The following is a 14,992-nucleotide window of genomic DNA, read 5'->3' as shown; positions in this document are numbered from 1 at the left end:
TTAAAATCTATTCTCTAAGACAAGATGAATTTTGGCAGTTGAAAATGTATCATCTTTCCCAAGAGCATATGTAAGCCCGACTATACCAACTCTCGAATTAAACATCATACCAAAGCCATAGGAGTATGGAATTACCCCATCTATATAGCCTAAATCTGTAAACATAAAAACTCTAGAATATAGTCCAAGCAATTTTCTAATTTCGAAAGATGTCACAAATACAGTTAACCCTTTAAAAAAATCCTCAGCATAGCCTCTTAAATCCCTTGCACCCCCTACCCAGAAATAATCTGTATATAAAGGGGTTTCTAAATTTACCCATTTTTTCCCCAATAAACCATTTAAATTAAAAACAAAGGAACTTATGCTCATATTAAAATCATAATTCAATTCTATAGAATAACCATAACTCTTATCACCCATATAGTTTCTATAATTACCCAACAAATTAGTTGTGACAAAATAGCCTTTTTTTGGATTTTTATCATTATTTCGAGTATTTATGAAAAAACTTATCCCCAGGCTTCGCTCGCGATTGCTTGTCTCATTTAATAATTTTTTACCACTTTTCGTTGGCATCCCTTCCATCCCACCAAGTATAAAACCTAATCTAACATTTTTAAAAGACCTACCACTGGAAAAATAAAAACTGCGTAAAACATAAAGTGTATCTCTTAAAACCTGTGAAAACTTTAAATCAAAAAATATATATTTCTGTAATACAAATGGTTGAAAATAATACACCATTAACTCTTGAGAATATTGATTTAATCTCATCCATGAGATTTCAATCTTCCTACCGAGACCGGAAAAATTGTGTAGATTCATTTCAAAATTACCTGTGAAGTATCCATCAGTCGTCCCTTTCCTGGGAACATATGCTAATGATCCTAGAAATTTATTCTCTCTTGCTTCCTCCAATTCTATATAAAGACAATTCTTTCCATCTATACTTTTCACAATAACAGGTTCTTTCGCCAGCTTGATAAACTTATAATTACTAATGATTTTTCTCATTGCTATCTTCTCATCCGAGTTCATACTTTTACCAATAAACTCTTTGAACTTGGTAACAAGTATTTTTTTTAGTCTATCATTCACCCCTTTTACAAGAATACTATCTACAACAATTCTCTTATTAACCATGACTTTTAATTTTGGATTAATATAAACAACAGAATCAGTCAAAGTCGGATTTATATTCTCAACGGATATAAAAGTTTCATAACCATTATTATCGTATATCCAGTTCTTTAAATGATTCATCAGCTCCAATATGGTTTCCTGACTGGCTTTAATACTTACATAATCATCCAGTATTGATATTCCGGAAAAATCAACGGTATCTCTTCCAAAATATTCTATGAATACTTTCCCTATTCTATACTCTCTCCCAAAAATATTTATGTAAAATATAAAAATTAATATGATAATTACTTTAAAGAACCGCACCAATATCCAATCCCCCTATTTGATAATTACCGATTACAGGCTCTATCCACCCCTCATATCTCAGCCTTAGATTTAAAATATCTTTATAGGTACGCATGAAGTTAAGCCCCCATCCAAATGTACATCCTACCATTCTACCATTACTTATTTCCCATGGGACACTTTTTTCCCCGCTATTAGTTTTTACATCTATTATCTCTATAAAACTTCCCACTACACCCTTATCTCCAACTTTCTTATCGTAACTAAATCTAAAGCTACTTTTTATAGCCTTTATCTTATTGTAGGTCTCCTGCCGACCTGAAACAAAGGAATATTTGAAACTCATTTTATCGTAATCGCCAATAAGGAAAATAATACTATTACTTAAATCATAAATATTAAGTTTTCTATTAACCAGTGCATTATATTCTGCAAATCTTTCCACTCTTTTATTTTTTAAGATAGTTTCATTACTGATGTTTCCAGAAACATTCTTTCTAATTTTAATATATATTTCTTTCTGCCTGTATTCTTCATATCCTCGAACATCGAGATTACCTGAATTATCTTTATTTATAATTCCAATTGATAAATCGCTTATTCTATTCCCATTATATCTCAGCTCATTTTTTATATATATTATTCTATTAACACTATTTCTAATTTTAAAAAGTTCTGAAAAACCATCTTTCACTCTATTTTGGAGCCTTATACTACCAATGTACCTTAGGTGAGAAATGAAACCAGAAGATTTCAGCAGGTGTCCACCAACCAGAACATTAAGATTTAACTTTCCGTCATTTACAGGCTCTTTTTCATTTGAAGGGATTATTCTCAGAATATAATCACCATTCTCTCTTGGAATAAACTCTGAATATGTTGAGTCATAAATATAGTTTCCCTGCCCCATCGGAACTTTTATATACAACTTCTCCTTTTTTACCATATTTTTCCGCCCAAGTTCTATTACAGATGATAAAGAAACTGGTTTTCTCCGGGGTCTAATCTTAATAACCCATCGACCAATAATTGCACTCAGATCAGACTGCGCCTGATCAAAATATTTTTTCCTCTGGAAATACATATTAAAATCAGAATTAAATAACCCGGGTTTATTAAAAAGCATACTAAATTTGGCATAATGTAGATATGATTCCTTCTTCCAGCCCGATTCAATCTTGGTTTTATCCAATCTGTCAGAAAGCACGATACTATATTTCAAACCGGTTCTGGTTTGCTTTATGTATGATAAAGAATTTTTATAAAAGAAAAAGCTATTCTTTATTAAAGGACTTTTTTTCAGCTCACTACAATAACTGTATGTTATCCACTTATACCCGAGTGTATAGTTTTCCCTGATCCAGTTCTCATTGCGTGGTAAAATTGATCTGATATTTTCTCTGTTAAAATTAAAGGTAATGTTATTAAACAAATCAAAATTGGATTTGATATTTAATCTATTACTGTTTGCTTCAAACGATTTTAGATGACCACCCTCAATTGAAAAATCAAAATTATTATTCAGTGAATAATCTATGCCAGCCTCGATTATCTTTTCACCCACCGTTGTGTCACTCTTGAGATTCCACTTTCTTTTAAATTCTACCTCTCTGTCTCTGACAACAGAACGAAAATTCTTATCCGATGATCTAATACCTGTCCATAATATCGTCTTTCCAAAATTTTGTAAGTCTATTATTCTTCTCATAGATAGATTTAATGCTGAGCCGATATTGTTCCCATCGTCTAGGCTTGAGGCAATATTTCGATCAAAATTAGATATAGCAAACTCGCCATTGACATTGAATTTATTAGACGGCTTGTATATGAGACTGGTATGATAAAAATTTTTACTTGACGGCAGCTTAATAGGTCTGGCTGGAGAATATACAGCTTCTTCTTTCAATTCGTTTGAAACCAAGGGATCATTTTTATCAACATATTCAAAATAATATCCATTATCTGAATAAACTTTCCTGTAACTACCCTTTTTACCAATATTATAGAAAGCCGCCGAATAGCTACCATTCTCATTCCCGACATAGACAAGGACAGAATCGTTCAGTATATATGCACCATTTGAATCTTTTTTTATCGTACTAACAAATATCCTCTCCCCCCCACTTCCAACAGTTTTCATTCTCTTATAATCATCTTTAGTAAGCTGTATACCGATAGTATTATTTTTATCATCTTTCTCCTGTAGAGCTGAGAAGGAAAATGCTAATTTATCACTCAGCCCGGATAGATTTATGTTTCCAGATAAAATATTCTTACTATAAAATAAATCCGAGTACTGAAAATCCACGGTAATCCTTGAATTTGAAGTTATAACAACATTAGGAGTGAAAGTAATTTGTCCTGTTGAATAGTCAATTATATAATCGGCATTTTCTCCTCTTTGAAGTTTTCTTCCATCGAGCCATACTCGCTCCGTCCCAGCAAGAACAATTATAGCTTTTTCACCATTCTTACCTGTCAATTGATAAGGGCCTTGATTACCATCCTGCCCAAGGAAATAATTTGTGTTGTATTCTCCTCTTGAAACTGCCGCGGAGCCGTCAACCTCACAATATTTCAGATTACTATGAAAATTTATACCCTGAATTTTTCTGTTATAATTAAATAATCTTCCTCTATTTACTGAGTAATCAATATCGCCAAGTACAATTTTGCTTCTCCCCAATTTAGCTTCCAGAAAAATCCTGTCTACCTCACTGATTGCCTGGGTATTTCCCTCTGGCTGAATTGGGATATTTTGGTCAGATAATACCCCATTTATAATAATCCCATCAGCCAGCTCTCCACTCAATTTTAGATTTAATCCCGACGACATCGAAATACCAGAATTGGTGCTAAAAGTTATTCGTCTGAAAATATTTCCGGATTTTACTATATTAAACTCCTTCGGACCAGCAACTGAAACACTTTTGTCACTCTTTTTAGCATCATATATTATTTCAGGAGATTGGCTTACAATCTTTAAACTACGTAAATCAAAATCTAAATCAAGATATTTGTATTCAATAATAAAAATCCCTGTATCTTTATTAAAATTAATATCATAAATTAAACCTTCGATAGAATTTACTTTAAAACTATCAATAGCCAATTTCAAAGAATCGCACCGATAGATAATGTGTACACTTGATGGGATAATATTTTTATTTTTAAGATAGATAGTATCTAAATCTGCATGAACCTCAAAGGTATCTATATCCGATATTTGGAAGAAGGTATTATAGTCAAAAAATAGAGCTAATATTATAATAAGTCTCGTTAATCTATTCATTTATTAATTAATTCAAATATGTAGATTTTCCCATCTCTTGTAAGGGATAGCATCCGATTTGAAATTCCAGAAATACTTACGATAGTATCTTTAATACCAAGTTCACCTAGATTTACCTCTTTTAAAATTTTGTTTTTTATTATGAAATACTTCATAGTTCCACACAATACTATTACATAGTCGATTACAATGGTCATATCAATTGGATTTTCTTTTTTATCCAATTTAATAAGCTTAGAAGGAGCAACAGGAAATTTGAAAATTTTTATAGAATTTCTCTCAAGAACATAAACATTTTTTCTACTATCAACTCTTATTTTTAAAGGGTTAAACAGCTTAAACTCTCCATATTCCGGACTCCCCAATTGATATATTTTAGTCGCTTTTGTTCCAGATATTATCACCTCATTCTTATCCCCATCCAAAATAAAAAAGAAACCGTCTTTGCTATAATCCACAGACAGTGGGTAGGTAAGGGTAAAGGAATTGTCTATGGGGAACTCACTAATAAAATTTAGCTCTTTATCAAAATGCTTAATTTTACCATTAAAATAATCTGCGATGAATATATTTATCTCATCTGGGCAAACAATATCCGATGGTCCATCAAGATTGGAATGATCCCAACCAATACCTCCTGCTATTCTGATAATTTCTCCCCTTCTATTCACATGATATACCTCATCATAGTTTGATTCAATTAAATAAATATCGCCAAAGCTATTTCCTGCTATACCAGTAAATTCCTTCCCATCAACATTTTTTACCTGCAATGTCCCCTTCACAACAAAACTCTGTGCAATAGATATTGATAAAATAACTCCTGCAATTGCAAACGCAACTTTTATTGAATTCATAATTTTTTATCCTGTTATTTAATATTTTAACTCTTCTTTGATTTTGGTTTAGCCAAGCTCAGAAGAATGATTACTCCCGTTATTACCATCAAGAGTGATATATATTGAAACATGGTCAACCCAAGAAATACTACCGGGTTAACCCTGATAAACTCTATTAAAAATCTTTCTGCACCAGCAAATATGAGATAAAGAGAAAAAATAGTCCAATTCCTATCTTTAAATTTTGGTCTTAATCTACGTAATACAAAAAACATCGTTGTATTATATATAGCCTCATATAATTGTGTTGGATGAACCGGACCTTCAGCAGGTGGAATAGCATTAGGGAATCTGACAGCCCACGGTAGATTGCACTCAACTCCATGGCAGCAACCAGCAAAAAAGCATCCAATCCTACCAATAGCCTGACCAATAAACAGAATTGGTGCTACTATATCAGCGTAAACTCCAATATTTCTTTTATTCTTTTTCAAAAATAATATTACAGCTAATGTACCGCCCAAGAGTCCACCCTGGTATGCTAACCCAGCCCCAGAAAAAATAACACCGATGGGATCCTGGACCGTATATTTAATGTTCTCTAAAGCGTATAATAGTTTTGCGCCTGCAAGTCCTCCAATCGCTGCCCAGAAAACCATATTAGCGGCAAAATCAGGGCTATCGCCAATTTTCTTCGTTTCCTTCTTCAATAGAAAATAAGATACCAAAAAAGCTATCGCCATCATCAGTCCATATGTGTGAATAACAAGGGGACCTATTTTGAATAGATCAGGATACATATTTTATCCTTTCATACTGTTTATAAATAGAATCTCTTCCAAGGGACGTTTTGGAACATGAAAAACATCTTTTTCATCCTTCCAGTACTTAATATTACCATCTTTTGATTCCTCAATGACAGAGGTCTCCGCAGGATAACCAAATGCAACAACAGTATCTATAATGAAGTTTTCAGGTATTTGAAACTCTTCCCTTAACTTTTCCCTATCAACAGATAATAACCAGCATGTAGCAATCCCATAAGACAGTGCACTCAAAATGAAATTTTCCACAGCTGCCCCGACATCATACTCATAACCTTTACTTCTTATATTCTTATCAATCAAAATAACGAGATATCCGACAGGTTCTTTTCCCTTCTCCGGATTGCCCCTTGGAGTAATATATGCCGCCCATCTTAATAGTGGAAATACTCTTTTAACCTTCTCTCTATCTGTTATTAATAAATACTTGATTGGCTGTAGATTACTCGCCGAAGGAGCTAGCCTAGCAGATTCCACACATTCCTTTAATATTTCCAAAGGAATCTCATCCTGTTTAAATTGCCTAATTGTCCTTCTACTTCTTATCAATTTAATAAATTCATTTATTGCCATCATTTCCCTCAGATTAAAAACTATAAAAGTGCATCCCGCATACCAAGATTCATGTTTCTTAACTTCGAGGTTAATATTTTCGAAATATTTTTATAAAATAGAAAACCAATATGCTCATTCTTATCCAGAAATCTATGCAAATCTAGGTAATTTGCATAAAATAATCTGGTATCTTCTTCAGCTACAACAGTAGCTGAACGAGGTGCAGCATCAATAAAAGAAAACTCACCAATCACGTCACCATCTTTTAAATATGTAATGATCTCTTTTTCACTAGGCAATTGCGTGGAGAGTACCTGAACTGACACCCTTCCGGTATCTATTACAAACAACTCACTGCTTTTTTCCCCTTCTTTAATAATAATAGTTCCCTTCTTCGCATTTTTTCTATGAAATAGTTCACCCAGCTTCTTTACTTCATCATCGAGCATCCCCTGTGTTATGGAATTTTTCCTCAAAACTTCAAAGCAATCCATGTAAACTCCTTTAAATTAAACCCGCCTTTTTCTCAGCCAAGTATAGAGTGTTATGTATTAACATTGTTCTTGTCATAAGCCCAACACCACCTGGTACAGGAGTTATAGCACTTACCTTATCTAAAACATCATTAAAATCTACGTCACCTGTCAATCTATATCCTTTATTACTCAATTTATCCTCAACCCTGTTTATCCCAACATCAATTATTACAACACCATCTTTAATATGTTCCCTTTTTATAAATTCAGGTTTTCCAATTGCTGCTACCAATATATCAGCTGTCCTTGTTATTTCTTTTAAATTTTCTGTTCTTGAATGACAGACAGTTACTGTTGCATTTCCCATATTTCTTTTCTGCATTAAAAGTATTGCCAGAGGCTTACCAACGATATTGCTCCTACCAACAATAGCAACATGTTTTCCTGCTGGATCTATATTATAGAATTCCAGAATCTTCAAAATACCATGTGGGGTACAGGGGAAGGGGCATTCTCTACCTGTTGTCATTGTACCGATATTATATGGGTGAAGCCCATCCGCATCCTTATCTGGAGAAATAGCACTCACAATTTCAAACTCATCTATACCCTCAGGTAATGGTAATTGGACAAGGATACCGTGATATTCATCATTCTTATTAAGATGGTCGATTAAAGACAAAATGTCTTCTTTTTTAGCTTTTTTATCGAATTTAAAAACTCTTGAATTTAGCCCAAGTTTTATAAAGTCCCTTTCTTTATTACGCACATATACCTGTGATGCTGGATCATCACCAATAAGTATTACCGCTAACCCAGGCAATATACCCTTTCTCTTCAGTTTAGAAATTCGTTCCGAAAAAGACTTTTTTAAATGCTCCGAAACGATCTTTCCATCAAGTAATATATAATTATTTTGCATAGCTTATACTTCTATGTTCTCTCACTACAACCACTTTCACATGCCCCGGATAATTTAGTTCTCTTTGTATCTTACTGGCAATTTCCTCAGCCAGGTTATCCGCTCCTACATCATCAACAATTTCGTTCTCAACAATAACTCTTACTTCTCGTCCTGCCTGTATAGCATAAGTCTTAGATACACCCTCAAAAGACTTTGCTATTTCTTCAAGCTTTTCAAGTCTCTGAATATAATTCTCGAGTGTATCTCCACGAGCACCCCTTCTCGAGCCACTTATTGCATCGGCAGCCTGAACTAGTACAGCATAGGGAGATTCCATCTCAACTTCTTCGTGGTGAGAAGCAATTGCATTTACAATTATCTGCTCCTCTCCATATTTCTTTGCCAGATCAGCACCTATCATTGCATGGGTTCCTGTAACGTTTCTGTCTATTGCTTTCCCCAGGTCATGTAGAAATCCAGCCCTCTTTGCAAGTTCACCATTCAATCTAAGCTCTGATGCCATCAAACCAGATAGCCACGCTACCTCAATTGAGTGCTTTAATACGTTCTGTCCATAAGAGGTTCTATATTTTAACCTACCTATCAATTTCATCATTTCAGGATGAAACGGTGGCAAACCAACCTCATCAATAGCTTCTTCAGCAGCGTGTAAAATTGACTCATCTACTTCTTCCCTTGCCTTTTCAACTGCCTCCTCAATTCTCGCTGGATGAATCCTACCATCTTGTACCAGTTTCTCAAGGGCAATCCTTGCTATTTCTCTGCGGATGGGATCAAAACCTGACAATACTACTGCCTCTGGTGTATCATCTACTATTATCTCAACTCCAGTTAACGCCTCAAAATGCCTGATATTTCGACCTTCCCTACCAATTATCCTACCTTTCATTGTATCGTTTGGTAAATTGACGACAGTGACTGTTGTTTCTGCAGTATGATCTGCTGCTGATCTCTGAATTGCATTTATTATAATGTTTCTTGCCTCTCTATTTGCATCGGTAATGGCTCTCTCTTTTATTTCTCTTACCTGATTAGCAACAGTTCTTTTGGCTTCTTCAAGTAGGTTATTCATCAATAACTCTTTTGCTTCATTTCTTGACAGGCCAGCAATTTTCTCCAGTTTCTCATTTTGCATCTCAATGATCTCATGAATTCTCTTCTCTTCTTCAGTTAATCTTTTTTCCCTTTGATCAATCTGCTTCTCTTTCTGTTCAATATCCTCTAATTTCCTCTGAGCTACTTCAAGCTTTTTATCGAGTTCAAACTCTCTCTTTACAAGCTGCTTCTCAAGCTCCCTTGTTTCCTTTAGCTTTGCCCTATATTCTTCTTCAGCTTTTTGCTTTATCCTATAAGCTTCATCTTTTGCTTCTATTTTGGCTTCTTTTATAATGTCCGCAGCTTCTTTTTTGGCCCCCTCTATTATCTCCCCTGCAGTGCTTTTTGATCTCTTTAAAATACTTATATAAATAAATATTGATGCAATTGCTCCAATAATTAGTCCTGCAATCCCAAAGAGTATATTTCCTATCATGTTACCACTCCACATTTTTATCAGAGTTTAACTGCTTAAGTCGGAAATTTTATATAGAGGCAAAATTTATTCTTTTAGCACACTTTCAATTTCTTCTATTAATCCTTCCGACCTTTTATTTATCTCTTCAGTTTCTTTGTCCTTTTTATTCTTTAATGAAAATAACTCATCCGTTATACTCATTGCCGCAAGAATAGCTATTTTCAATGGAGTATGAATAGAGGACACAGCAGATTCCACCTCCTCCATTTTATCATTTACATATTTTGCCACTTTCTGAATATAGCCAGAATCAGCCTTCCCCCTTATCATATATTCCTGACCGAAAATGACTACTCTTACTAAATTTTCCTGTGATTTATCCATTTATTTCTTCTCCGCCAAAAGCAGTTAAACTCATATTAAACTCCAATTTCATTAAGCATCTCGATCATATTATGAATTTTTTGTCTCACAGTATCTATTGCTGATTTTACCTCCTCCTTTGTAATACCACTACTACTAACTTCTTTTTCTTCTAACCTCCTATTTTGCTCCTTTAAATTATTATACCTGGCTATTAACTCCCTTATTTTACTTTCTAATTTATAAAAATTTTCCACCTGATTACCTTAACCTTGCATTTAACTCTTTTCCAAGCCTATCAACTATTTTTTCCATTATAATATCTACTTCCTCATCTTTCAGAGTACGCTCATTTGATCTAAAAACTATATTAAATGTAAAACTTTTTAAACCTTTTTCAATACTTTTCCCTGTATAAATATCATAAAATTTTACATTTTTTAGCAAATCTGTCCCATATTTTCTTATAACCCTCTCAACGTCAGCTACTTTTACTTTCTTATCAACAACAATTGATAAATCTCTTTCAATAGCTGGAAATACTGGTAGCTGTTCATATCTAATATTGAAATTACTATGTTGTAATATAAAATCTACACTTCCTTCCATTATATAAATTGGTTGTTGAATATCCCATATTCTGTTGAGATAGTCCCTATTTAACTCTCCAATACTTACAAACTTATCGCTTTTATAATAAACGTCAATTATATGGCTAAAGTACCCTTTTTGATAATTCCTATATGAATATTCGACATCCTTAACCCCAAAATATCCTAAAATATTCTCCAGTATACCTTTAAGATGAAACAAAGAGGATTTCTCCTCCCCTACTAACCATGATTTTTCTCGGATATTACCGGTCAATAATATTCCAAAATTTAATGTCTCTTCATCTCCAAATTCTGAGCTCTGACTGACCTTATGAACAGTCCCTAGTTCAAAAAGACGCAGGTTATTATTTTTTCGGAAAATATTTAACTGTGCAGTTTTCAACAGGCCAGGAATTAATGATGTTCTCAAATATGCCATATCTGAACTTAATGGATTTTTTAACCTGATACCCTCAGTCTCATCAAACGAGACTTTAAGTAGACTCTTCGAAATTAGTGAATTAGAATAAACCTCGATGAGACCACATGAGAATAAATATTCCCTCAACCTTTCAATTAATTCGTACCTGTTGTTCTTCTCAACAATAGGGTACACAACAGTTTCCAGCTTAGGCGGTATATTCACCATTCCATAAATCCTGACTATCTCTTCAATCATATCTATCTCACGCTCAAGATCTGGTCTAAAAGTTGGAACAAGTATCTTAATTTCAGACTCATTTTTATTCAGAATCTTACAACCAAGTAGAATAAGTTTCTTACTAATCCACTCTTTATTGATTTTGCAACCAACAATAGAATTTACTTTACTATACCTAAGTGTAATTTCTTTTGGTTCAATCTTTACTGGATTGCAATCTACGATACCCTCATACAAGTCACCACCAGCATATTCAAGTATTAATTGGGCTAACCTATTGGCAGCGTATATCTGTCCGTCAGCATCGATCCCACGTTCAAATCGGTAAGATGCCTCAGTTGATATGCCTATACTTTTAGAAGCTCTCCTTATTGTCAGAGGGTTAAAGTAAGCACTTTCAATTAAGATATTTTCTGTATTTTCATCTACCTTTGAATTTTGTAATCCTACAATTCCCGCTATAGCGACAGGTTTACGAGAGTCATATATTAAGAGCACAGATTCGTTTAATTCAACTTCTTTTCCCTCAAGGGTTACAACTTTTTCTCCGGATTTAGCCTTTCTAACTACAATTTTGCCTCCCTCTAGTTTATCAAAATCAAAGGTATGCAGCGGTTGGCCTGTTTCCATCATTACAAAATTCGCAGCATCTACAACATTATTAATTGGATGTATTCCAACACTTCTCAGATAACTTTTCAACCATTCGGGGGATTCGGCTACTTTCACACCCTTGATCAATCTAGCAACATATCTTGGACATCCCTCCGTATCTACAATCTTAACACCTACCTCATCAGTAATTTTTTTCGAACCCTCTTTTAATTCGACTTTTGGTATTTTTAATTTATTTTCGGTAATTACAGATATTTCTCTTGCTACTCCTATATGTGAAGTGCAATCAGGTCTATTCGGAGTTAAATCGATTTCTACTACTATTCCAATTTCTTCAAAAATATTTTTTACTGGGATACCTATATCAACATCTGCTGGAAATTCTATTATGCCAGAGTGATCATTGGAGATACCAAGCTCATCTTCAGCACATAATATACCGTAGGATTTGATTCCTCTAATCGTTACCTCTTTTACCTTTCGTCCATCAGGAAGTTTAGCACCAACTCTGGCAAATGCGGATTTTATACCGATTCGTGTATTGGGTGCACCGCAAACTACATGATATTCACCTTTGCCGTCATCAACAAGACACACATACAATTTATCTGCATTAGGATGCTTATATACTTTTTTTATTTCACCTACGACAATTTCATTATCTAATTTTCCAATATCAAAAGTAAGATTTGACTCAAGCCCTACAGACGTCAGCAAATCTGCAAGCTTTGAAGGATCAAAATCAAAATCAACATATTTTCTTAACCAGGAAATATTAACTTTCATACTGATTAATAAAATTGTTCTGAAAATCTTATATCATTTTCATAAAACAATCTGATATCATCAATACCATATTTTAACATTGCTATACGCTCCAAGCCCATTCCAAAAGCATATCCTGAATACTTCTCCGGGTCTATATTAACCATTTTCAATACATTAGGGTCAACCATACCACATCCGAGTATTTCAAGCCAGCCTGTCTCTTTGCACACTTTACATCCCTTGCCACCACATATAAAGCAGGATATATCTACCTCAGCACTCGGCTCTGTAAACGGGAAAAAACTTGGTCTGAATCTCAATTCAACATCCTTACCAAAATAGCGCTTTGCAAAATACCCCAGCACCCCTTTCAATTCTGCAAAACTAATATTCTTATCTATACATAAACCTTCTATCTGGTGAAATACGCAGTAGCTTCTTGCATTTATAGACTCATTCCTAAAAACTCTTCCTGGCGCAAGAATACGTATAGGTGGTTTTTTAGATTGCATCACCCTAATCTGTATTGGAGATGTATGTGTTCGCAACAAAATTTTATCATTAATATAAAACGTATCCTGCATATCTCTTGCAGGGTGATCTTCAGGAAAATTTAGAGCCTCAAAATTATAAAAATCAGATTCAACCTCAGGACCGAATTCTATTCCAAAACCAATTTCCTGAAATATTAATATTATCTCCCGCATAGTCAGAGAAACAGGATGTAATCGTCCTGGACCATAGGATATTCCTGGTAATGTATGATCAAAATACTCTTCACTTGAAACCTTCTTTTTTACTTTTCTATTTAGAAACTCTATTTTTTCTATAATTTCATTTTTTAAAGAGTTTAAACTTCTACCGAATTCTTTTCTCTCAGGGATATCCAATTCTGGTATCAATTTAAATAGTGATTGTATAAACCCCTTTTTCCCTAAATATTTTATTCTTAATTCTTCCAGTTTCTGTGGGGTTAATTCACAATTATTTATATCGTCATGAAAGGATTTACGTACTTCATCGATTCTATGTTGTATATTCATTATTTCTATGCCTTAACAGTTTCAATAAGTTTTTCAAATCCTGCAGGATCATTTACTGCCATCTCAGCAAGTGCTTTTCTATCTATCTGAATTCCTTTCTCTTTCAAAGCATGGATAAATTTATTATAAGGTATCCCGTATGCACGAGAGGCAGCATTAATTCGAGCAATCCATAATCGTCTAAAATTTCTTTTTTTTGTTCTTCTATCTCTATATGAATATTGTAACCCTTTTTCAACGGTATCTTTGGCATTTACATAGGTTCGATGTCTTGCTCCCCATGCTCCTTTTGCCATCTTCACTATTTTTCTATGTCTTTTATGTCTTGGTACAGAACTATTTGCTCTGGGCATTGCTATTCTCCTTTTTTTAACTATATTTGCAACATCTTCTTAACTCTTTCCTTATCACTGGCAGATATATAATCAGCTTTACGAAGCTTTCTTTTCCTCTTTGAAGTTTTACCAGTCAAGAGATGCGATTTGTTGGCTTTTGCTCTTTTAATTTTACCTGAAGCAGTAACTTTTATAAACCTTTTTTTAGCTGAACTTCTTGTTTTGACTTTTGACATAACAATCTCTCCTATTTTGGACCTAATACTGCTACAATTGTTCTCCCCTCACCCCTAGGTGGTCTTTCAATATTTGCGATTTCTGAGAGTTCATCACATACATTTTTCATTAATTCATATCCTAATTCTGTATGAGCAAGCTCCCTTCCTCGAAACAATAGTGTAAATTTTACTTTATTCCCTTCCTGAAGAAACTCTTTGGCTCTTTCCAACTTAAGTCTCAAATCATTTTTGTCAATATTCGGTCTCAATCGTAACTCCTTAATTTTTATAATATGTTGCGCCTTTTTCCCTTTTCTATCTTTTATCTGCTGCTGATATTTATACCTTCCATAATCCATTATCTTACAAACAGGTGGATCAACATTTGGTGCAACCTCGACTAGGTCAAGGTCTCTCTCCTCTGCATATCGGAGAGCTTCCTGTATTGAAACAATTCCAATTTGTTTTCCATTCTCATCTATTAACCTAACCTTTGGAACTCTAATACGCTCATTAACTCTTAAATCTCTTTCTATTT

The 14,992-nt window shown here is 33.9% G+C and carries 15 protein-coding genes; all 15 read right to left on the bottom strand.

What is annotated here, in order from left to right; all coding sequences use genetic code 11:
• The 15 genes from H0Z29_06245 to H0Z29_06175 are packed head-to-tail and all read right to left on the bottom strand — an operon-like array spanning position 1 to position 14,990.
• Positions 1-1,452 carry a BamA/TamA family outer membrane protein gene (locus tag H0Z29_06245; GenBank protein MBO8131103.1) on the bottom strand — a complete coding sequence of 484 codons (1,452 nt, stop codon included), beginning with the start codon at positions 1,450-1,452 and terminating at the stop codon, positions 1-3.
• A complete protein-coding gene (locus H0Z29_06240) occupies positions 1,439-4,726 on the bottom strand; it encodes a hypothetical protein (GenBank protein MBO8131102.1) in 3,288 nt (1,095 codons plus the stop codon). Before H0Z29_06240 ends, H0Z29_06245 begins: the two co-directional genes overlap by 14 nt.
• Positions 4,723-5,583 (bottom strand): hypothetical protein, encoded by an 861-nt coding sequence (locus H0Z29_06235; GenBank protein MBO8131101.1) that lies wholly within the window; start codon positions 5,581-5,583, stop codon positions 4,723-4,725. Before H0Z29_06235 ends, H0Z29_06240 begins: the two co-directional genes overlap by 4 nt.
• Positions 5,584-5,609: 26 nt before the next feature.
• On the bottom strand, positions 5,610-6,365 hold the full coding sequence (lgt, locus tag H0Z29_06230; GenBank protein ID MBO8131100.1) for a prolipoprotein diacylglyceryl transferase: 756 nt from the start codon (positions 6,363-6,365) through the stop codon (positions 5,610-5,612).
• Between the two features lie 3 nt (positions 6,366-6,368).
• Positions 6,369-6,962, bottom strand: coding sequence for a nitroreductase family protein (locus H0Z29_06225; protein ID MBO8131099.1), 594 nt, complete (start codon positions 6,960-6,962; stop codon positions 6,369-6,371).
• Between the two features lie 20 nt (positions 6,963-6,982).
• Complete coding sequence (locus H0Z29_06220) at positions 6,983-7,438, bottom strand: cyclic nucleotide-binding domain-containing protein (GenBank protein ID MBO8131098.1); 456 nt, start codon at positions 7,436-7,438, stop codon at positions 6,983-6,985.
• Positions 7,439-7,448: 10 nt separating this feature from the next.
• Positions 7,449-8,342 (bottom strand): bifunctional methylenetetrahydrofolate dehydrogenase/methenyltetrahydrofolate cyclohydrolase FolD, encoded by an 894-nt coding sequence (gene folD / locus H0Z29_06215; protein MBO8131097.1) that lies wholly within the window; start codon positions 8,340-8,342, stop codon positions 7,449-7,451.
• Positions 8,332-9,891, bottom strand: a complete 1,560-nt coding sequence (gene rny / locus H0Z29_06210) for a ribonuclease Y (GenBank protein ID MBO8131096.1) — start codon at positions 9,889-9,891, stop codon at positions 8,332-8,334. The genes folD and rny overlap by 11 nt, the downstream gene beginning before the upstream one ends.
• A 51-nt stretch (positions 9,892-9,942) precedes the next feature.
• A complete protein-coding gene (locus H0Z29_06205) occupies positions 9,943-10,242 on the bottom strand; it encodes a cell division protein ZapA (GenBank protein ID MBO8131095.1) in 300 nt (99 codons plus the stop codon).
• Positions 10,243-10,277: 35 nt separating this feature from the next.
• A complete protein-coding gene (locus tag H0Z29_06200; protein ID MBO8131094.1) occupies positions 10,278-10,478 on the bottom strand; it encodes a hypothetical protein in 201 nt (66 codons plus the stop codon).
• A gap of 4 nt (positions 10,479-10,482) precedes the next feature.
• Positions 10,483-12,876, bottom strand: coding sequence for a phenylalanine--tRNA ligase subunit beta (locus tag H0Z29_06195; GenBank protein ID MBO8131093.1), 2,394 nt, complete (start codon positions 12,874-12,876; stop codon positions 10,483-10,485).
• 5 nt (positions 12,877-12,881) lie between these two features.
• Positions 12,882-13,901, bottom strand: coding sequence for a phenylalanine--tRNA ligase subunit alpha (pheS, locus tag H0Z29_06190; GenBank protein ID MBO8131092.1), 1,020 nt, complete (start codon positions 13,899-13,901; stop codon positions 12,882-12,884).
• A gap of 5 nt (positions 13,902-13,906) precedes the next feature.
• Entirely contained in the window at positions 13,907-14,254 is a 348-nt protein-coding gene (gene rplT / locus H0Z29_06185; GenBank protein ID MBO8131091.1) for a 50S ribosomal protein L20, read from the bottom strand.
• A 20-nt stretch (positions 14,255-14,274) separates the two neighbouring features.
• Positions 14,275-14,472, bottom strand: coding sequence for a 50S ribosomal protein L35 (gene rpmI, locus H0Z29_06180; protein MBO8131090.1), 198 nt, complete (start codon positions 14,470-14,472; stop codon positions 14,275-14,277).
• A gap of 11 nt (positions 14,473-14,483) precedes the next feature.
• Positions 14,484-14,990, bottom strand: coding sequence for a translation initiation factor IF-3 (locus tag H0Z29_06175; protein MBO8131089.1), 507 nt, complete (start codon positions 14,988-14,990; stop codon positions 14,484-14,486).
• Between the last annotated feature and the right edge of the window lie 2 nt (positions 14,991-14,992).

The sequence above is a fragment of the Candidatus Neomarinimicrobiota bacterium genome, from assembly GCA_017656425.1.
In the GTDB taxonomy this organism is placed as follows: domain Bacteria; phylum Fidelibacterota; class UBA2242; order UBA2242; family B5-G15; genus JACDNV01.
This window is presented reverse-complemented; position numbering and strand designations above follow the sequence as displayed.